This window comes from Pseudoalteromonas sp. NS-SX12, from assembly GCF_057367955.1.
The window spans coordinates 1697417-1715465 of sequence record NZ_CM170634.1; the positions used below are offsets into that span (position 1 = coordinate 1697417).

The 18049-nt window shown below is 40.3% G+C and carries 19 protein-coding genes; 7 read left to right on the forward strand and 12 right to left on the reverse strand.

What is annotated here, in order from left to right:
* Positions 1–8 precede the first annotated feature (8 nt).
* Positions 9–1133, reverse strand: coding sequence for a murein hydrolase activator EnvC family protein (locus AC2IOM_RS07920; RefSeq protein WP_486358047.1), 1125 nt, complete (start codon positions 1131–1133; stop codon positions 9–11).
* Between the two features lie 3 nt (positions 1134–1136).
* On the reverse strand, positions 1137–2678 hold the full coding sequence (gene gpmM, locus AC2IOM_RS07925; RefSeq protein ID WP_486358048.1) for a 2,3-bisphosphoglycerate-independent phosphoglycerate mutase: 1542 nt from the start codon (positions 2676–2678) through the stop codon (positions 1137–1139).
* 204 nt (positions 2679–2882) lie between these two features.
* On the opposite strand from gpmM, the gene AC2IOM_RS07930 reads away from it, so the two are divergent.
* From AC2IOM_RS07930 to gpsA, 4 genes are read left to right on the forward strand one after another with little or no spacing between them, the layout of a single operon-like run.
* Positions 2883–3314, forward strand: coding sequence for a rhodanese-like domain-containing protein (locus AC2IOM_RS07930; RefSeq protein ID WP_100913906.1), 432 nt, complete (start codon positions 2883–2885; stop codon positions 3312–3314).
* Positions 3315–3316: 2 nt separating this feature from the next.
* The gene (gene grxC / locus AC2IOM_RS07935; RefSeq protein ID WP_010561760.1) at positions 3317–3571 is read left to right on the forward strand and encodes a glutaredoxin 3; all 255 of its coding nucleotides are present in this window, start codon (positions 3317–3319) and stop codon (positions 3569–3571) included.
* 21 nt (positions 3572–3592) lie between these two features.
* The gene (secB, locus tag AC2IOM_RS07940) at positions 3593–4072 is read left to right on the forward strand and encodes a protein-export chaperone SecB (RefSeq protein WP_010561759.1); all 480 of its coding nucleotides are present in this window, start codon (positions 3593–3595) and stop codon (positions 4070–4072) included.
* Positions 4073–4078: 6 nt separating this feature from the next.
* Positions 4079–5092 carry an NAD(P)H-dependent glycerol-3-phosphate dehydrogenase gene (gpsA, locus tag AC2IOM_RS07945; protein ID WP_010561758.1) on the forward strand — a complete coding sequence of 338 codons (1014 nt, stop codon included), beginning with the start codon at positions 4079–4081 and terminating at the stop codon, positions 5090–5092.
* A 117-nt stretch (positions 5093–5209) separates the two neighbouring features.
* On the opposite strand, the gene trmL is transcribed toward gpsA, so the two are convergent.
* The gene (gene trmL, locus AC2IOM_RS07950; RefSeq protein WP_010561757.1) at positions 5210–5674 is read right to left on the reverse strand and encodes a tRNA (uridine(34)/cytosine(34)/5-carboxymethylaminomethyluridine(34)-2'-O)-methyltransferase TrmL; all 465 of its coding nucleotides are present in this window, start codon (positions 5672–5674) and stop codon (positions 5210–5212) included.
* Positions 5675–5774: 100 nt separating this feature from the next.
* On the opposite strand from trmL, the gene AC2IOM_RS07955 reads away from it, so the two are divergent.
* The gene (locus AC2IOM_RS07955) at positions 5775–6644 is read left to right on the forward strand and encodes a cation diffusion facilitator family transporter (RefSeq protein WP_010561756.1); all 870 of its coding nucleotides are present in this window, start codon (positions 5775–5777) and stop codon (positions 6642–6644) included.
* On the opposite strand, the gene AC2IOM_RS07960 is transcribed toward AC2IOM_RS07955, so the two are convergent.
* Genes AC2IOM_RS07960 through AC2IOM_RS07970 form a run of 3 tightly spaced genes read right to left on the reverse strand, consistent with a single transcriptional unit; the run spans position 6622 to position 9598 of the window.
* Positions 6622–7542, reverse strand: a complete 921-nt coding sequence (locus tag AC2IOM_RS07960; RefSeq protein ID WP_486358049.1) for an alpha/beta fold hydrolase — start codon at positions 7540–7542, stop codon at positions 6622–6624. The two genes, AC2IOM_RS07955 and AC2IOM_RS07960, sit on opposite strands and share 23 nt — an antisense overlap.
* Positions 7535–8914, reverse strand: coding sequence for an ATP-binding protein (locus AC2IOM_RS07965; RefSeq protein WP_486358050.1), 1380 nt, complete (start codon positions 8912–8914; stop codon positions 7535–7537). Before AC2IOM_RS07965 ends, AC2IOM_RS07960 begins: the two co-directional genes overlap by 8 nt.
* 3 nt (positions 8915–8917) lie before the next feature.
* Positions 8918–9598, reverse strand: coding sequence for a response regulator transcription factor (locus tag AC2IOM_RS07970; protein ID WP_010561753.1), 681 nt, complete (start codon positions 9596–9598; stop codon positions 8918–8920).
* 154 nt (positions 9599–9752) lie between these two features.
* On the opposite strand from AC2IOM_RS07970, the gene AC2IOM_RS07975 reads away from it, so the two are divergent.
* Both AC2IOM_RS07975 and AC2IOM_RS07980 read left to right on the forward strand, forming a co-directional pair.
* Positions 9753–10208: a Spy/CpxP family protein refolding chaperone gene (locus tag AC2IOM_RS07975; RefSeq protein ID WP_486358051.1), complete on the forward strand. Its 456-nt coding sequence runs from the start codon at positions 9753–9755 to the stop codon at positions 10206–10208.
* Positions 10209–10405: 197 nt separating this feature from the next.
* The gene (locus AC2IOM_RS07980) at positions 10406–11128 is read left to right on the forward strand and encodes a hypothetical protein (RefSeq protein ID WP_486358052.1); all 723 of its coding nucleotides are present in this window, start codon (positions 10406–10408) and stop codon (positions 11126–11128) included.
* A gap of 16 nt (positions 11129–11144) precedes the next feature.
* Here the strand turns inward: AC2IOM_RS07980 and yacG are convergent, their stop codons facing one another.
* The 6 genes from yacG to pilB (AC2IOM_RS08010) all read right to left on the reverse strand — a co-directional run bounded on the left by yacG (position 11145) and on the right by pilB (AC2IOM_RS08010) (position 17886).
* The gene (yacG, locus tag AC2IOM_RS07985; protein WP_486358053.1) at positions 11145–11378 is read right to left on the reverse strand and encodes a DNA gyrase inhibitor YacG; all 234 of its coding nucleotides are present in this window, start codon (positions 11376–11378) and stop codon (positions 11145–11147) included.
* Positions 11379–11544: 166 nt separating this feature from the next.
* Complete coding sequence (pilB, locus tag AC2IOM_RS07990) at positions 11545–13227, reverse strand: type IV-A pilus assembly ATPase PilB (protein WP_486358054.1); 1683 nt, start codon at positions 13225–13227, stop codon at positions 11545–11547.
* Positions 13228–13388: 161 nt separating this feature from the next.
* On the reverse strand, positions 13389–13982 hold the full coding sequence (gene coaE / locus AC2IOM_RS07995) for a dephospho-CoA kinase (protein ID WP_486358055.1): 594 nt from the start codon (positions 13980–13982) through the stop codon (positions 13389–13391).
* Position 13983: 1 nt separating this feature from the next.
* Positions 13984–14868 (reverse strand): prepilin peptidase, encoded by an 885-nt coding sequence (locus AC2IOM_RS08000; protein WP_486358056.1) that lies wholly within the window; start codon positions 14866–14868, stop codon positions 13984–13986.
* A gap of 5 nt (positions 14869–14873) precedes the next feature.
* Positions 14874–16109 (reverse strand): type II secretion system F family protein, encoded by a 1236-nt coding sequence (locus AC2IOM_RS08005; RefSeq protein WP_486358057.1) that lies wholly within the window; start codon positions 16107–16109, stop codon positions 14874–14876.
* A 91-nt stretch (positions 16110–16200) separates the two neighbouring features.
* Positions 16201–17886 (reverse strand): type IV-A pilus assembly ATPase PilB, encoded by a 1686-nt coding sequence (gene pilB / locus AC2IOM_RS08010; RefSeq protein WP_486358058.1) that lies wholly within the window; start codon positions 17884–17886, stop codon positions 16201–16203.
* Between the last annotated feature and the right edge of the window lie 163 nt (positions 17887–18049).

Here is an 18049-nt window from a genome sequence, read left to right on the forward strand (position 1 = left end):
TATGAATCCTAAATTCGTCTACACCATTTAATAGGGTTTACCGCTCTTCCCTTATGCCGTATTTCAAAGTATAGACTAGGATTTGATTGTCCACCGCTTTGTCCGACTAAAGCAATTTGTTCTCCGGCTCTTACTTTATCGCCAACTTCCTTCAAAAGCGCTTGGCTGTGGCCGTACAGGCTCATAAATCCTTTACCATGATCAATTACAATTACCCAGCCAAATCCTTTTAACCAATCGGCAAATAATACTTGTCCGTCGGCAATTGTTTTTACCGGCGCACCTTCTTTACCGTTCATTAAAACGCCTTTCCAGCGCAGGCTACCGTGTTTTTTCTGGCCGAACCTATGAGCTAATTTTCCGTGTGACGGCCAATCGAGCTTGCCTTTTTGTTTTTGTAGACCAATTAGCTTAACTTCGCTTTCTACGAGTTCTTGATTAAGTTGTTCAAGGGTTTGCTTTAATACTTGTTCATTTTGCTTTAAATACACAAGTTGAGATTGGGTTTTTTGTAAGGTGCTTTTCAGCGATTGGTAATTCGCTTTTTGCTCTTTTTTGGCAACCACTAGTTTTTCTTGCTGCTGCTGTTGTGTATTTAGCAGTTTTTCAAGCTGGGTTTGATTTTGTGCCAGTAATTGTCGGCTATTTTCTAATTCAATTAGTGTTGTTTTTAATTTTTCGAGTTCTTTTATGCGCGCGTTATTTAAATATTGATAGTAATTTAATGTGCGCTCAACATTCTGCACCTGATCTTGGCTTAAGAGTAACTTGCCATAATCATGGTTGCCAGTCATAAAAGCACTGCGCAGTTGCGCGGCAAGTGCTGACTGCTGATTTTTCTTGTCGATTTCGAGCGATTTTATTTTATCTTTAAGCGTTGCCTGTTCCGTTAGATTTAACTCAACATCAAACTTTAGCTGTTTTAGTTTTTTAGAGCTTTCGGCAATGGCGAGATCGGCTTTTTTAAGGTCTTTTTCAGTTTTATCTAGCAGTGCTTGCTGCTCTTTAAAGGTTTTATTAGTGTTCTTAAGTTGCTCTTGAACTTGGTTAAGATCATCTTTAGTACGTTCGGTATTAGCTTGCGAAGCGCAAGCTAATACCAATAAAACAACAAATAAATAACAGCGACGCATGGCTTAGTTTAACTTCATAATTGTTTCGCCAGTCATTTCGCTTGGCTGCTCCATGCCCATTAAGTGAAGCATTGTAGGTGCTACATCGCTTAACTTTTTACCCTGTAACGGTGTTGCATTGCGGCCAACATAAATAAATGGTACTGGCTCACTGGTGTGTGCCGTGTGTGCTTGACCCGTTGTTGGATTAACCATTTGCTCGGCGTTACCGTGGTCGGCTGTAATAAGTGCTTCTGCCCCTGTTTTCTCTAACGCTTCGACAACACGGCCGATGCAGCTATCAACGGCTTCGCACGCTTTCACCGCGGCTTCAAATACCCCAGAGTGGCCAACCATATCGCCGTTCGGGTAGTTACAAATAATTGCATCGTATTTACCGGATTCAATGGCTTCAACTAATTTGTCGGTTAGCATTGCTGAATTCATCTCTGGTTGAAGGTCGTACGTTGCTACTTGCGGTGATGGAATTAGGATGCGCTCTTCGCCTTCAAACTCGGCTTCACGGCCGCCACTAAAGAAGAAAGTTACGTGCGCATATTTCTCTGTTTCAGAAATACGAAGTTGGGTTTTGTTGTGTTTTTCTAACCATTCACCAAACACGTTTGCTAGTTTCTCTGGTGGGAAAGCCACGGTCGTTTTGATGTCTGCTGCGTACTCAGTCAACATCACAAAATCAGCAAGTTGTGGTGATTTTTGTTTAGTAAAACCAGTAAAATCAGCATCCACAAATGCACGTGTCATTTGACGCGCGCGGTCAGCACGGAAGTTCATAAATAACACAGCATCGCCATCATTAATAGTAGCGGGGCTGTCGTTATCAAGAATTGCGGATGCTGAAATAAATTCATCATTTTCGTCGCGTGAATAGGCAGCATTTAGCGCTTCTAACGGACAAGTATAAGAATGTTCTGCAGTGCCTAATGTCATTAGGTTATATGCGCTTTCTACACGTTCCCAGCGGTTATCGCGGTCCATTGCAAAGTAACGGCCAACTAGGCTTGCAATGCGGCCTACACCGAGCTCTTCGCACTTTTGTAAAACATCTTTAATCGGTTGCTCTGCGCTTCTTGGTGCGGTATCACGACCATCTAAAAAGCCGTGTACATAGATTTTTTTCGCGCCACGTTTTGCAGCTACTTCAATGGCAGCGATAATATGTTCATGGTGGGAATGTACGCCGCCTGGACTTAAAAGACCCATTAAGTGAACGGCTTTATCGTTGGCAATCGCTTTATCTATTGCGTTTACAATTGCTGGGTTTTCAGCAAATTCACCGTCATCAATCGCTTTGGTAATACGTGTGAAATCTTGGTATACGATGCGGCCAGCGCCTAAATTAACGTGACCTACTTCAGAGTTACCCATTTGGCCATGAGGTAAGCCAACATCTAAACCTGAGCCTGAAATAAGGGTACTTGGGTATTCTTGCCACAAACGGTCCATAACCGGTGTGTTAGCCGCTAAAATAGCATTGCTTTCTGTTTTTTCACTGTATCCCCAACCATCTAAGATAATCAGTACCAAAGGTTTTTTCTGTAACGACATTCTCATTCCTCATCCAAATAGAATTGCGCGTATCAGCACGGCGCACAAAATAGCGCGACATTTATACCATTTTTTAACCACAGATTCAGCAGTTAAGGTATTCACATTTAAAATTTTCAACTGAAACTCTAGCAGAGCTAGAATTTATTCATATCATCCGTGTATACTTGGCCACTTTTAATGTAAAGAAAAATTGAGAAAGTGATGGCACAATTTGTCGAATTTGTAACTAACAACCTGATTTTATGTTTAATTTGGGTTGGCTTATTAGGCGCCATTGTACTTGGGTGGTTTAAATCTCGCTTTTCAGCGGTAAAACAGGTTAATCCTCAACAATTGACACATTTAGTCAACCGTGAGAACGGTTTAGTTGTTGATATTCGTGCCTTAAAAGACTTTAATCAAGGTCATATTGCAGGCAGCGTTCACTTAGCTGCTGAAAAAGCCAAGCAAGGTGAATTTGTTGGCCTTGAAAAGTCAAAGAACGACCCAATTATCTTGGTATGTGTTTCAGGCATGACTGCGCAGTCTATTGCAAATGGGCTGGTTAAAGCAGGCTATGAACAGGTTAATGTACTATCGGGTGGTATTACTGCGTGGCAAAACGCTAACTTACCGCTGACTACAGGAAAATAATCATGGCAAATATTGTTATTTATACGAAACCAACATGTCCTTTTTGTGTGCGAGCAAAAATGCTGTTAGCGCAAAAAGGTGTTGAGTACACGGAAATTGATATTGCCGCTCAGCCTGAACTTCGCGATGAAATGATTGCTAAAGCAAACGGTGGATACACAGTGCCGCAAATTTTTATTAACGACCAACACATTGGTGGTTGTGATGATATGTTTGCACTAGAACAGTCTGGTCGTTTAGACAGTTTGCTTGTTTAAAACAAAATTTAGGAAAATAAAATGACAGAAGAGAATCAAAACTTAGGCGCAGAACAACAAGCAGAAGGTCCTCAGTTTGCAGTTCAACGTATTTACGTGAAAGACGTTTCTTTCGAAACACCAAACTCACCAACTATTTTCCAAAAGGAATGGACACCAGAAGTTAAACTTGACTTAGATACACGTTCTAACAAGTTAGAAGACGGCGTATTTGAAGTAGTACTTTCAGTAACAGTTCATGCGACACTTGGTGAAGAAACAGCATTTTTATGTGAAGTTCAACAAGCTGGTATTTTTGCAATTGGTGTTGCAAACGAAGGTCAACTAGCGCATATGCTAGGTGCTTTCTGCCCGAACGTATTATTCCCATATGCACGTGAAACTGTGTCAAACATGGTTAACCGTGGTACTTTCCCACAGTTAAACCTAGCGCCAGTTAACTTTGATGCGCTATTTGCACAATACGTGCAACAACAAGCCGCTCAAGCTGCTGACGCATAATTAATTATGACTACTTCAGCAGATAATGCTGTTGCAGTACTAGGGGCGGGCTCTTACGGGACCGCCCTTGCTATTTGTTTTGCACGAAATGGTCACAATGTCGTCCTGTGGGGTCGTAACAAAGATCATATTGAAGCATTAGCAACAGCACGTGAAAACCAGCAATACTTGCCTGGTGCACAGTTTCCTGAATCACTATCACTAAATGATGATTTAGCTGCGACAGTGGCATCGTCTGATGTAGTGCTGGTGGTTGTGCCAAGTCACGCATTTTCCGAAACGCTTAAAGCAATTAAACCGCACTTAACAGCGGGAGCAAGAGTGCTATGGGCAACCAAAGGGCTAGAGCCAAATACTGGGCGCTTGTTACAGCAACTTGCTGCCGAAGTGTTAGGTGATGATGTGAGCCTTGGTGTGTTATCGGGGCCAACATTTGCGAAAGAAATGGCTATTGGTTTACCGACCGCTATTTCACTGTCATCAACGGATACAAAATTAGTTGATGATGTATCTGAGATGCTTCACTGTGGCCGTTCATTCCGTGTTTATTCGAACGATGACTTGGTTGGTGTGCAGCTTGGTGGTGCGATTAAAAATGTGATCGCAATCGGAGCTGGTATTTCTGACGGTTTTGGTTTTGGTGCGAATGCACGTACTGCGTTAATCACCCGTGGATTGGCTGAAATGTCGCGTTTAGGCGTTGCTCTTGGTGCTAAACCTGAGACCTTTATGGGCATGGCCGGTTTAGGTGACTTAATCTTAACCTGTACCGACAATCAATCGCGTAACCGCCGTTTTGGTTTAGCGCTTGGTAAAGGTCAGTCAGTTGAGCAAGCACAACAAGAAATTGGCCAAGTGGTTGAAGGTTATCGCAATACCAAAGAAGTGTTTTTACTTGCTGAGCGCAGTGGTATTGAAATGCCAATTTGTGAGCAAATTTACAATGTGCTTTATAAAGGGCAAGACGTAAAGCTTGCTGCAATGAACTTACTTGGCAGGCAGAAAAAAGCGGAAGCTTAGTTCTAATTTCAAAAATAGCTATATCTGTTTAAAAAGGCTTTACCGCTTAAGTGTGGTAAAGCCTTTATTCTTATTAGCCTTGTATATCTTTTGATAACGTAGTTCTATTCAATTGGTTTACACAGCGCCTTCAAAATCAAACTGTCGCCATGCTTCGTAAATAAATACGGCAACGGCATTGGATAAATTCATGCTGCGGCTATCTGGCATCATTGGAATACGCAGCCTTTGCTCTGTTGGCAGTGACTCAATCACTTCATTTGGTAAGCCACGAGTCTCAGGACCAAACATTAAACAGTCGCCGCGTTCGAATTTAGCTTTATGGTAATGGCCTGAGCCTTTTGTAGTGCAGGCAAAAACGCGCTTTGGTTGTACTTTAGCAAAAAAGGCATCTAAATTTGCGTGACGTTCAACGTGGCTAAACTCATGGTAATCTAGTCCAGCTCTACGCACTCTTTTGTCGTCCCATTCGAAGCCTAATGGCTCAATAAGGTGAAGGTTAAAACCAGAATTAGCGCATAGGCGAATAATATTTCCGGTGTTGGGTGGGATTTCTGGTTGATAGAGTACAATGTCTAACATGGGAAGTCTCAAATTTATAGTTTCTCTTAGTTTAACAAAGCTTTCAGGTTAGATACTATATGTTTTGAGCGTGATGCAGGTAAGGTTTGTCATTTTAAAAATGAAAGAAAAAGATTATGCATATTGGGTTAAGCTCTCGAGCAGTTTAACTCTTGTTTTAGCAAGCACCATGGTTGCAGCAAAGTTTTGGGCGTGGATGAGCACCGGCTCTACCACTATGCTGGGTTCGTTAACTGATTCTTTGCTTGATATTACGGCATCTGCTATTAACTTTTGGGTGCTTCGAATTGCACTTGTACCAGCAGATGATGACCACCGCTTTGGTCACGGTAAAGCTGAATCGTTAGTAGGGCTTGGGCAAGCAGCATTTATTGCTGGTAGCGCGTGCTTGCTGGCGTTTTATGGTGTAGAGCGATTATTTAACCCGGTAAAAAGCGAAGCAGTATTTACCGGCGTTGTTGTTAGTATTTATGCCGTGGTGTGTACCTTATTAATTATCGCAATTCAGCATTGGGCATTAAAGCAAACTAAATCGGTAGCGATAAAGGCTGATTCAGTGCATTACAAAGGCGATTTACTGCTAAATTTAAGCGTTATTGTTGCCCTTGTACTGGCCAATATTGGTTGGGTATACAGTGATGGTGTATTTACCTTGCTGATTGCGGGTTATTTATTTTACAACGCTTATGATGTTGCAAAAGAATCAACTGATTATTTAATGGATAAAGAGTTAGCTGATGACATTAAGTTGCAAATTGAACAGGCGGTGTTATCTCACTCTGAGGTGCTTGGTTTTCATGAGTTACGCACTCGTCAAAGCGGGCCTACCAAATTTATTCAATTGCATTTAGAGCTTGATAGTAACCTTACTTTAGCAAATGCTCACCGTATTTCGGTTGAAGTGGAAGAGGCCATTCACAGTATCATGGATGGCGAAGTGGATGTGCTTATTCACAAAGATCCGTTTTAAAAAATTGAAAAATATCATTTAGAGCAAGATCGCGAATAGCATCTTGCTCAAATAAAATCTCATGCAAACTGCCGTGATAACATTTCTTTTGCATTGTTTTATTGCGTGCTACAACCTGATCTTGCCACGCGTTGGCAACTATCGTATCGCGCTCAGCCTGCATCAATAAAATAGGTAATTCTGTGGAGGTGGATTGGATTTGGTCAATTGCCCAAAATGCCTGTTTGAGCCAACCTACAGTTACCCCGCCGAGCTGCAGTGTTGGGTTCTCTTTATACAAAGTGCGAAATGCATTGTAGCGCGTTTCACATTGCATCAGTGGATTGTCCTGAAATGGCTTTTCTAGGTATCCAGATTGGCCAAAAAAGTAATGTGTATTTAAGCCAAGTAAATTGAGTATATTTACGATTAATTTTGCTAAAGGGTATGGAAAGCCAGGTGTTGGAATGCCGAACATAGGGGCACTGAGCACAGCTTTTTCAAATGGGTGTCTATGATTTGCCAAGTACAAATAGCTAATTGCAGCGCCCATTGAGTGTGCCAGTAAATAGTGTTTACCTTGCCAGTTTTGCTTTACGACTTGTTCAACAAAGAGTGAAAGCCCTTGTATATAGTCTTCGAAGCTATGAATGTAGCCCTTATCTGCAACGGGTAATAAACGGCTCGACACACCTTGCCCAAGATGGTCGCACATAAATACGGCAAACCCTTTGCTATAAAAATCATAGGCGAGCTCTTGGTATTTTAAATAGCTTTCACAGCGACCATTTACTATGGTCACAGCTGCTTTGGCGTTATTCGGTATTATAAACGCGTAGCCAAGTTGATTGCCATGAAACGCTAACTTAGCGTGAGTGACGGTTGACCAAAATTGTGCGATGTTATGTTGTTTAGTCATGATTTAGGGTAATGGTTACTTTTAAGCCTGAATTGTGTTGATTTTCGAGTGTAATGGCACCTTTGTGTATTTCTACAGCATGTTTAGTTATTGCTAGACCTAATCCAGTGCCGCCGCTATTACGCTCTCGCGATTGTGAAATGCGGTAAAAGGGTTCAAGTAGCATAGGTAATTCTGACGCTTCGACACCTTCACCATCATCGCTAATTGTTACAATTACGGCTTTATCGCAATCTGTAATATCGCAGTGAATCGTTTTTTTGGCATATCTAATAGCGTTACGCAAAATATTTTCAAATGCGCTGGCGATAAGTGCAGCATCTAACTCGAGTTGTTTGCTGGTAGAGCCTGTTACTTTGAGCTGTTTATGCTGTTGCTCCGATTCAAATTCCGCGTCTTTGAGCACTTGCTGAAGAATTGATTGCAATGGCTGAAGGTCTTTTTGAATATACTGATTATTCGCTTCTAACCTAGATAGCTTTAATACATCTGAGATCATCTGATCAAGATTGTTTGCCTCTTTTTCGATGCGTGATAAATAACTTTCTTGCTCGCTTGATTGTTTAAGTTGTGCAAGCCCTGTCGCCATTTGTAAGCGTGTTAAGGGAGAGCGTAACTCGTGTGATACATCGGCCATTAGGCGCTTTTGGCTGGTGACTAAAGATTCTAGGCGCTGCGCCATAACATTAAAGTCGCTTGCCAGCATTGTGAGCTCATCGCCTGATTTACGATTCATTTCAATACGGGTATCAAGTTGTCCATTGGCAAGTTGTGTTGTCGCGCGTTTAATTTTATTTATCGGTTTTATTAGTGTTCGACTAAACAGTAAACTTAACAGTAAGGTTGCGCCGATAACGACCAGCGTTTTTAGCCATGCTGGCATTAAAATAATTCGCAAACCAAGTGGCGGAGTACGCCAAGGTTCAATTTCATACATTAGGAATGTTTGTTGTTGATACGATACTTTAACTGGCCCTAACGCGCGGTATTTATCTGTGGTGATAATTTGTGGCTCTAGCTGTTGGGTAAATGCGAGTAAACTTACATCAGGCTGTTGCGTATTTTGCTGGTTAAAAAACGCCAGATTGGAGTCGATTTGCGTAAAATACAACAAACGATGACGGGCAATGCGTGGATGTGACGCCAGTTGCTCTAGCGTTTTATCGGGCTTTTTATGCTGTGCACGTTCGAGACCATTTGCCAAACGTTTTAGGTTGATAAGCTTTGGGCCATGAAGTTTATGACTATCAACATTAGACTCAGTAAGCTGGCTAAAAACAAAAAGCACAGTTAAAGTGAATAAAATGGTTAACCAAAACCAACTAAACACTTTAAAAAATAGGTAATTTCTTGGGTTAAATTTATTTAGCATCAGTTAATTTCCAAGCAAAATATAGCCTGCACCACGCACGGTTTTAATTTTTTCTTGCTCGATGTGCTCTGCTATTTTTTTACGAATATTACTGACATGCATGTCGATAGAGCGGTCAAAGGCGGCAAGTTTTCGACCTAGCACTTGCTCGCTAATTGTCTCTTTGCTAACGATTTCACCTTGGTTATTTAACAGTAAAAACAATATTTCAAACTCCGTACCAGTAAGCTCAATTTTTTGCTCTGCAGCAAATGCTTCGCGGGTATGCGGCGTTAGCCTAATGCCATTTTCTTCAATAATGGCGTTGCTGTGCATTTGCTGAATATTTTCGATTCGGCGTGTGATTGCTTTCACCCTGGCTAATAATTCGCGGTGATTAAATGGCTTGGCTAAATAATCATCAGCGCCAAGTTCTAAGCCAAATATACGGTCAAAATCTTCGCCTTTTGCGGTTAGCATAATAACAGGAGTAAGTTTGCTTTGGCGCAGCTGTTTTAATACTTCGAACCCGTCAAGGCCAGGTAACATCACATCAAGTAAAATAACATCGTAGTTTTGTGCAAGCGCTTGCTCTAAGCCCGTATCCCCGCGGTGACACGCTGTGATATTAAACTCATGGGAAGAAAGGTACTCGGTAAGTAACTCGCTAAGTTCTATGTCATCATCAATTAGAAGTACGTTCATTTCTTTGCCTTGCAATACAACTGATACGCTTATTTTAAGGGGAATTTATGCAGCCAAAAAGCAATTTACACAACCTTTACATTGCTTTGCGTTGCTTTTCATTGAGCTTGCTAAAGTAACCATAACACCAAATAAGACCCAACTGGAGAATGTTATGAAATTTAAAATGTTAGTTTCGGCGGCAGTATTATCAATTGCAGCACTTTCAAGCAGCGTAGCAATGGCAAAACCGCATAAAGAGGGCTTTAACATGTACCGAATGTTACTTTCAGAGCGCGGTATTTCACGTTTAGATTTAACTAAAGTGCAACAAGATAAAATAAAAAGTATTGCTGATGCAGAAAAAGCAGCGCTAAAAGCATTTAAAGAGCGCAATCCGAATACACGTGCTGATGCTAAAGCACTTGTGCATGCTGAAGTATTTGATGAAGTGGCATTTAGACAAATGCTTGCTAAACAACAAAGTGAACGCACCGAGCTTACTGTTATGAAGGCGAAAAATAAAAATGCAGTTTGGAATACGTTAACGACAGAGCAGCAGGAAAAGCTTAAAAAAGTAATGAAACGTAAAAATAAGCACAAGCGTTCAAAGCATCATGCAGAAAAGTAGCTAACAGATACTGTAACTAACCAAATATATTGTTTGTGTTTGGTTAGTGCGTCTTTTTATCGTATTTATGTTTGTGAATTTTTGTACAGTTTGAGGTGCGCAAGGCGTACGAATTTTATTCATTTAATCACAAAGTTAAACACTTTTTTCTTGCCCAAGGCGCTAATGTAATTTCAGGACAATAAGGAAATTACATTATGAATAATATAAAGAACAAACTAGGATCGGCATTTGTTGTGCCGGCATTATGTGTGCTGTCTGTTGCGTGTGATAGTGACTCGCATCAATATCGAGATACGTCTCAACCGGTCGTCATCGACTTTAATGATGACCATCATGATTTTTCAGCGCTATTCTCAGACTACCCGCAAGGGCAAGAAGGTTTTTTCGAACTGGCATCTTCTTACCAACAGTTACCAACACCTTATGAAGATAAGCATGCCTATCGCTTATATGGTAGTAACCGTTCAGATGATTTATTTATGGGGCTTTATGGCAAAATTGATAATTTAAAGCCAGCAAAGCGCTATAACCTTTCGTTTAAAGCCACCATAGTTACCAATATTCAATCAAATTGTGCAGGCATTGGCGGGCCACCAGGTGAGTCCGTTTATATCAAAGTTGCAACTCACTCAGAGCAGCCTAAAAATAGCCTTAAAGATGGAATATATCGCCTTAATTGGGATGTAGGCACACAAGGCGAACGAGGAGAGCACAGTCAGGTGGTAGGGGATATTAGTAACGGTATCGATTGTATGGCAGAAAATCGTTATATTGCGAAAGAGATGACTTCCGAGGTAAGTATTCCTGTCACGGCTAATGATAATGGCGATGTATGGGTTATGGTTGGCAGCGATTCGGGTTTTGAAGGGCCATCTGAATTATTTATTTCACATATTTCAGTGGCCTTTACAGATTAATCCGAGTTCAGGCTAATTAATCTTTAAAAAAGCCTTCTTGGTTTGCAGCAAGCATTGCTTCGATGTCTTCGATAGACTCAGGAGTAAATGCTTGCTCAGGCGTTAGAGGTGTGGAAATCGTGTGATTTTCTTCTGACCATTCGCCTAGATCAATAAGTTGACAGCGTTTAGAACAAAAAGGGCGAAATTTAGCGCTTTCTTGCCAGATAACCTCTTTTTGGCAAGTAGGGCAATTTACTGTTGTTGGCATAAAAATAACTTCAATTACGTTGATTGTGCAAATGTTAGAGAATAACTATGTTTGAGTAAAGCGCTTGGTTTAAATCAGCCGTTCAATATCCCATAGGTAATGCAGATCTCGTTCATCGTTCTCTAACCCAAGTTTATAGCGTAACTTAAACTCTCAATTCATGCGTTTAGTAACTGGTAACACGGTTAATCTCGGCAAGACTAGTTACCCCTGACGCAGCTTTTTCTAGACCTGAAAGTCGTAAACTATTAAATCCACTCGCTAATGATGCTTTGGCGATATCCAAAGAATTCCCGCCCGACATAATGATTTGTGATATTTCAGAGGTAATTCGCATTACTTCATAGATACCGACTCGACCTTTATAACCTTCTGTACAATGTTCGCACCCAACAGCTTTAAATAATGTAATATTGCCTATCTGCTCGTCTGAGAAACCCTGCGACTTGAGTTCTTCGATCGGTAAGGTTTCAGGTGTTTTACAATTATTGCAAAGGCGACGAGCAAGGCGCTGTGCAATGATTAAGCTAATTGAACTTGCAACATTGTACGCGGGTACGCCCATATTAAGTAAGCGGGTAAGGGTTTCGGGTGCCGAGTTAGTGTGTAGTGTACTTAATACTAAGTGACCGGTTTGCGCTGCTTTGATCGCGATTTCAGCGGTCTCTAAATCACGTATCTCACCAACCATTACAATGTCGGGATCTTGGCGAAGGAAAGCGCGCAGTGCGTTTGCGAATGTCATATCTGCTCTTGGGTTAATCTGTACTTGATTAACACCGACAAGGTTTATCTCGACAGGGTCTTCGGCTGTGGAAATATTAACCTCGGCTTTGTTTAAAATATTTAAGCCGGTGTAGAGTGATACCGTTTTACCTGAGCCTGTTGGACCTGTAACTAAGATCATGCCTTGAGGTTGTGACAGTGCATCTAAATACATGGCTTTTTGCGCCGGCTCATAACCAAGCACATCAATACCGAGCATTGCACTGCTCGAATCTAAAATACGCATTACAATTTTCTCTCCCCATAAAGTGGGTAGGGTAGAGACACGAAAATCGATACTTTTTTTCGCTGTAATTTTTAATTTGATACGGCCATCTTGTGGTTTACGCTTTTCTGCAATATCTAGTTGAGACATTACTTTCACACGAGCTGAAATTCGTGACGATAACATTTGCGGCGGCGATGCGACCTCATGCAGAATACCATCAATACGAAAACGGATACGATAGGTCTTCTCGTAGGGCTCAAAGTGTAAATCAGATGCACCTTTGCGTATTGCATCCATCAAAATTTTATTGATATATACAATAATAGGGGCATCGTCTTTGTCTTCTTGTGCAGCGTCGCTAAGATTAGCACTTGTGTCTTGAACTTCGATATCACCAAACTGCTCAAATTCATCATCTGTGAGTTCTAAATTATCAGTCTTACTGAAAATGGATTCGATAGATTGTTCAAGTCCATTGAAGTCGACGACAATGGCTTCTGTTTGAAGCCCTGTATTAAATTCAAAATCCTCAAAGGCATCAAAATTTGTAGGGTCAGAGGTGGCTAAAAATAACGTTCTCCCACGTTTTGATAAAGGGAGCAGGTGATGTTTTTTAACTAACTCTTCGCTAATGTTATCAAGTGGAATGCTACTTGGATCGACGCTCGCAATGTTTAAAGTTGGTAGGTTAAACCAAGATGAGCAATGAGCTGCAAGTTGCTTTGAAGACAGTTTGCTATTGTTGAGTATAAATTCACAGATGTGCGCCGATGCGTTTGCTGAGGAGCTAACCTGTTCATGTGCAATAAACCCCATCGCAACACATTTACGAATAAGCGGAGAGTTTACATTCATCGTTTGCCTCCAATTCAATCTACTTTAAGTGTTGTTGAGATTAATCGGATTGCAAGTTTTATGACAAATCAGGTAATTATTATGTTTTAGGATTTGAAGTTTTACTTTGAGCGCAAACTATTACGTAGCTACTGATTGTTTTCGGTATGAATACAGAAATTTTATCTGTTTGATAGCTTTTGATGAATTGCCATTGCTTGAGCATATGTTTTGTCTAATGACAATGTGTTATCAATAACGTAATCTGCTTTTTTTAACTTAATAATCCTCGGCATTTGAGCTGCAATAATCTGTTTTATTTGCTCTTTATTGACACCGTCACGCTCACTACCTCGCATAATTTGCAGTTCCTCGGGAATGTCCACTAATAGTGTTTTTTCACATAACTTATCAAGGTTATTTTCAAATAGCAGAGGCGCGTCCAAAATAACGTAGGGTCCATTTGCTACATTTAATTGCTCTAAGATTTCTTGGCGGATGACAGGGTGTAATAAGTTATTAAGCCACAGCTTCTCGGATTCGTTTGAGAAGATAAGCTTTCTTAGTTCAGCTCGATTGAGCTCACCATTATCTAAAACAATCTGAGAGCCAAAATGTGCTTTAATTTTTTTAAGGCTGGGTGAGTTAGGTGCAACAACTTGCTTTGCTATGGCATCCGCATCAACAACAGTGATACCGAGTTTTTTGAAATAGTTTGATACAGTGGATTTTCCGGTGGCAATACCACCGGTTAATCCGATTACTGGAGCTGGCATATTAAAAGGTTAAAAAATTAAAATAAGCTATTTGGATTTGCTCACCCCAAATGAGGGTAATCCAGCCTGCTATTGCAATGTAAGGCCCAAAAGGAATTGGTGTTGCTTTATCTTTCCCTTGTATTGAAAGAAGCGTAATCCCAATTATTGCACCTACCAAGCTCGACATTAACACTATCATTGGTAAATACTGCCAGCCTAAAAGGGCACCAAACACAGCCATTAGCTTAAAGTCACCATAGCCCATACCCTCTTTGCCGGTGAGTAATTTAAATACCCAATATACCGACCAAAAAACGAGGTAACCTGCGGCTGCACCAATAATAGCTTGCGATGGTTCAATAGTAAGTCCCATAACAGACGCTATTAATACCAACCACAGTAATGGCAATGTAATTTGATCCGGCAATAACATATGATCAATATCAATGAAAATAAGTGATATTAGTGCGTATGTCAGTATTAAGTACAAAGCGGCTTGCTCAGTTACGCCGAAATAATACGCTATCACAAGACCAGACAAACCAGTTAAAAGCTCAATGCTGGGGTAACGAACTGAAATTTTGTTACCACAGCAGGCCGCTTTACCGAGTAGAAGTAGCCAACCAAATACTGGTAAATTGAACCAAGGTTTAATTTGTGTATTACAATGCGGGCAAGTTGAGCTTGGCGTAATTAAATTAAATGCCTTTGTGCTTGCCTCATAAGGTGTTTTTAAATTGTCAGCAAGTAACAAACTGCATTCAGCCTTCCACTCATTTTCCATCATTTTAGGTAAACGATAGATAACAACGTTTAGAAAACTACCGATGCAAATGCTTACTAAAAAAACAGTTAAATAGTACAGCCAAGGTGCTAATGTAAATGCCTCTACAATATAATTCATGAATTTTAACCGCCGACTACGCTTCCTAATTGGAATATTGGCAAGTACATCGCAACAATTAATCCGCCTACAAGTACACCCAATACAGCCATAATCAAAGGTTCCAGTAGGCTAGAAAGACCATCAACTGCATCATCGACCTCTTGTTCGTAAATCGTAGCAACTTTACCTAACATTTCATCAAGTGAACCTGATTCTTCGCCAATAGCGACCATTTGAATAACCATATCAGGGAATACACCTGAATTTTTCATAGCGAAATTCATTTGGTTACCCGAGCTCACTTCATTTTTTATGTCTAAAATAGCATCTCGATATACCGCATTGCCTGACGCACCTGCAGCAGAATCCAGAGCATCAACTAAAGGAACGCCTGCTGCAAATGTTGTTGATAGTGTTCGTGCGTAACGAGCAACTGCAGCTTTATCTAAAATCATGCCTACAACAGGAAGTTTTAAGATTGCTTTATCAGTGTTGTCTCTTACGTTTTTGTTTGATGCATGAATTTTTTTGAAAGTGAATAATACTAAACCTATACCACCGAACACTATATACCAGTATGCTTGCATAAATTCAGATATACCGATAACAAATTGTGTGAATGCTGGTAGCTCAGCTCCGAAGCCTGCAAACACTTGCTCAAATTGAGGAACAACAAAGATAAGTAATATTGCAGTTACGATAAACGCAACTGTCAGTACTGCAACAGGGTAGAACATCGCCTTTTTAATTTTAGACTTTAAGGCTTCTGCTTTTTCCTTATAAAGTGCAACTCGATCAAAAATTCTATCTAAAGCACCAGATTGCTCTCCTGATTCAACTAAATCACAATATAAATCATCAAAATACTTAGGGTGAGCTCTTAGCGCTTTACTAAGGGGGTCACCAGCTTTCACTTCATCAGCTATTTTAGTGATAAGCTTTTGTAATGATTTATTTTCACTACCTGAAGCAATCATATCTAATGCTTGAATTAGCGATACACCAGCCAGTAACATCGTGGCAACCTGCCGGGTAAACATTGCAATGTCTTTGGCTCTAATTGGCTTGTCATTATTAAACCCAAACAAGGGCTGTGCTTTTTTCTTGACCTTTGAGGGTGTGATACCTTGTTTACGTAATTGAGCTTTAACTATGGCAATACTTGGACCGTTTAGCTCTCCTTCCATTTTTTTACCACGGGCATTTACACCAACCCAAGAAAATGTTGTCAGGCTTTTATTATTGTCTTTTTTTGCCATGTGTAATCCTTAAATGAAGCTGTAGTTTGGCTTTAAACTAAAAATAATTTATTAAGTTTAGCGTGTTACGAATATTCGGTCTAGCGAGCCTTTAATAACTTGTAACACGGTTTATTTCAACAATACTCGTTACACCACTAGCAGCCTTTTTTAAACCAGACTTTCTTAGGTTATTAATACCTTCTTGTTCTGCAATTGCGGCAATTTCTAGAGAGTTCCCGCCTTGCATTATAACGTCAGCAATTTTAGGCGTAATAGGCATAACTTCGTATATACCAACCCGCCCTTTGTAACCTTCGGTACATTTGTCACAACCTACAGCTTTGTAGAGCTGCATAGAAGTGACTTGTTCAGAAGTGAAACCGAGATTTAACAACTCTTGTTCAGGAAGTGTTTCAGGTTCTTTGCAAACCGGACATAGACGCCTGGCAAGACGTTGAGCAATAATTAAACTTACAGAGCTCGCTATATTATATGAGGGAACCCCCATATTCATTAAACGCGTAAGTGTTTCAGGTGCCGAGTTAGTATGTAGAGTGCTTAAAACTAAGTGACCAGTTTGAGCTGCTTTGATTGATATTTCAGCGGTTTCTAAGTCACGAATCTCACCAACCATTACAATATCAGGGTCTTGACGCAAAAATGCTCTGAGTGCATTTGCAAAGGTCATTTCAGCCTTAGGATTAATTTGGACTTGGTTAATGCCAACTAGGTTTATTTCTACAGGGTCTTCTGCTGTACTAATGTTTCTTTCTGGTTTATTAAGGATATTTAGACCGGTGTAAAGTGAAACCGTTTTACCGGAACCTGTAGGGCCGGTAACTAGTATCATACCTTGTGGTTGAGCAAGTGCATTTAAATAAAGCTCTTTTTGCTCGGGTTCGTAACCTAAAACATCGATGCCAAGCATAGCGCTGCTAGAGTCGAGTATACGCATTACAATTTTCTCCCCCCAAAGGGTAGGGAGTGTAGATACACGAAAATCAATACTTTTCTTTGCAGTAATTTTTAATTTTATACGTCCGTCTTGTGGTTTTCTTTTTTCCGCTAAATCTAGTTGAGACATTACTTTGATACGCGCAGAAATCCTACTTTCCAAACCTATGGGAGGGTTGGCTACTTCATGCAAAACACCATCAACACGAAAACGAATTCTGTAAACATGCTCATATGGTTCAAAGTGTAAGTCTGAAGCCCCACGCTTTATTGCGTCCATCAGAATTTTATTGATATAAACAATAATCGGAGCATCTTCCTCTTTGTTGTTTATATCATTTTCGTCGTCAGCCTTGTTATCTATATCAGAAGTTACACCACTCAACTCATTGAGCTGGTCATCGCTTAACTCAATTCCATCATTTTTCTCAAACAATGAATCAATTGCACGCTCAAGTTCGTCATATGCGACAACAATAACTTCAGTTTGTAGACCTGTATTAAATTCATAATCTTCAAATGCATCAAAATTTGTCGGGTCTGCACTCGCCAGATAAAGTGTTTTCCCTTTTTTGGCAATGGGTAACACACGATGCTTTTTGATAAGTTTTTCGTTACGCTCTCTGCCTTCGGGTAATAGATCTAAATCTAAGTTTACTATCGATAAATTTGGAACTTGGAACAACATTCCTGCCTTTTCTGCAAGCTCTTTAGGTGATAGTTTAGCGGCACTACACACCTGCTCTACGACCGATTGGCCTGAAGACGGGGACACGAGCGATGACTGAGTTAGGTAGCCGAAACTTTCTAATTTTCTTATAAGAGGAGATGATAGTTGCATTTTTGTTGTTTTTGGTTGTCAATTAAATATATTTCATATGATATTAAATAATTAGTCAATAAAGCATTTGTATTAGAACAGACTATAGATTTCCGTATTTAAAATAGAAGTCGGATGAGGCTGATAAAAATAAAATAGCTAAAATAATAATTGAGTAAATTAC

Excerpts from the sequence above, each read along its gene's own strand:
- AC2IOM_RS07920 (WP_486358047.1), bottom strand. The coding sequence starts at position 1,133 with ATGCGTCGCTGTTATTTATTTGTTGTTTTATTGGTATTAGCTTGCGCT.
- gpmM (WP_486358048.1), bottom strand. The coding sequence starts at position 2,678 with ATGTCGTTACAGAAAAAACCTTTGGTACTGATTATCTTAGATGGTTGG.
- AC2IOM_RS07930 (WP_100913906.1), top strand. The coding sequence starts at position 2,883 with ATGGCACAATTTGTCGAATTTGTAACTAACAACCTGATTTTATGTTTA.
- grxC (WP_010561760.1), top strand. The coding sequence starts at position 3,317 with ATGGCAAATATTGTTATTTATACGAAACCAACATGTCCTTTTTGTGTG.
- secB (WP_010561759.1), top strand. The coding sequence starts at position 3,593 with ATGACAGAAGAGAATCAAAACTTAGGCGCAGAACAACAAGCAGAAGGT.
- gpsA (WP_010561758.1), top strand. The coding sequence starts at position 4,079 with ATGACTACTTCAGCAGATAATGCTGTTGCAGTACTAGGGGCGGGCTCT.
- trmL (WP_010561757.1), bottom strand. The coding sequence starts at position 5,674 with ATGTTAGACATTGTACTCTATCAACCAGAAATCCCACCCAACACCGGA.
- AC2IOM_RS07955 (WP_010561756.1), top strand. The coding sequence starts at position 5,775 with ATGAAAGAAAAAGATTATGCATATTGGGTTAAGCTCTCGAGCAGTTTA.
- AC2IOM_RS07960 (WP_486358049.1), bottom strand. The coding sequence starts at position 7,542 with ATGACTAAACAACATAACATCGCACAATTTTGGTCAACCGTCACTCAC.
- AC2IOM_RS07965 (WP_486358050.1), bottom strand. The coding sequence starts at position 8,914 with ATGCTAAATAAATTTAACCCAAGAAATTACCTATTTTTTAAAGTGTTT.
- AC2IOM_RS07970 (WP_010561753.1), bottom strand. The coding sequence starts at position 9,598 with ATGAACGTACTTCTAATTGATGATGACATAGAACTTAGCGAGTTACTT.
- AC2IOM_RS07975 (WP_486358051.1), top strand. The coding sequence starts at position 9,753 with ATGAAATTTAAAATGTTAGTTTCGGCGGCAGTATTATCAATTGCAGCA.
- AC2IOM_RS07980 (WP_486358052.1), top strand. The coding sequence starts at position 10,406 with ATGAATAATATAAAGAACAAACTAGGATCGGCATTTGTTGTGCCGGCA.
- yacG (WP_486358053.1), bottom strand. The coding sequence starts at position 11,378 with ATGCCAACAACAGTAAATTGCCCTACTTGCCAAAAAGAGGTTATCTGG.
- pilB (WP_486358054.1), bottom strand. The coding sequence starts at position 13,227 with ATGAATGTAAACTCTCCGCTTATTCGTAAATGTGTTGCGATGGGGTTT.
- coaE (WP_486358055.1), bottom strand. The coding sequence starts at position 13,982 with ATGCCAGCTCCAGTAATCGGATTAACCGGTGGTATTGCCACCGGAAAA.
- AC2IOM_RS08000 (WP_486358056.1), bottom strand. The coding sequence starts at position 14,868 with ATGAATTATATTGTAGAGGCATTTACATTAGCACCTTGGCTGTACTAT.
- AC2IOM_RS08005 (WP_486358057.1), bottom strand. The coding sequence starts at position 16,109 with ATGGCAAAAAAAGACAATAATAAAAGCCTGACAACATTTTCTTGGGTT.
- pilB (WP_486358058.1), bottom strand. The coding sequence starts at position 17,886 with ATGCAACTATCATCTCCTCTTATAAGAAAATTAGAAAGTTTCGGCTAC.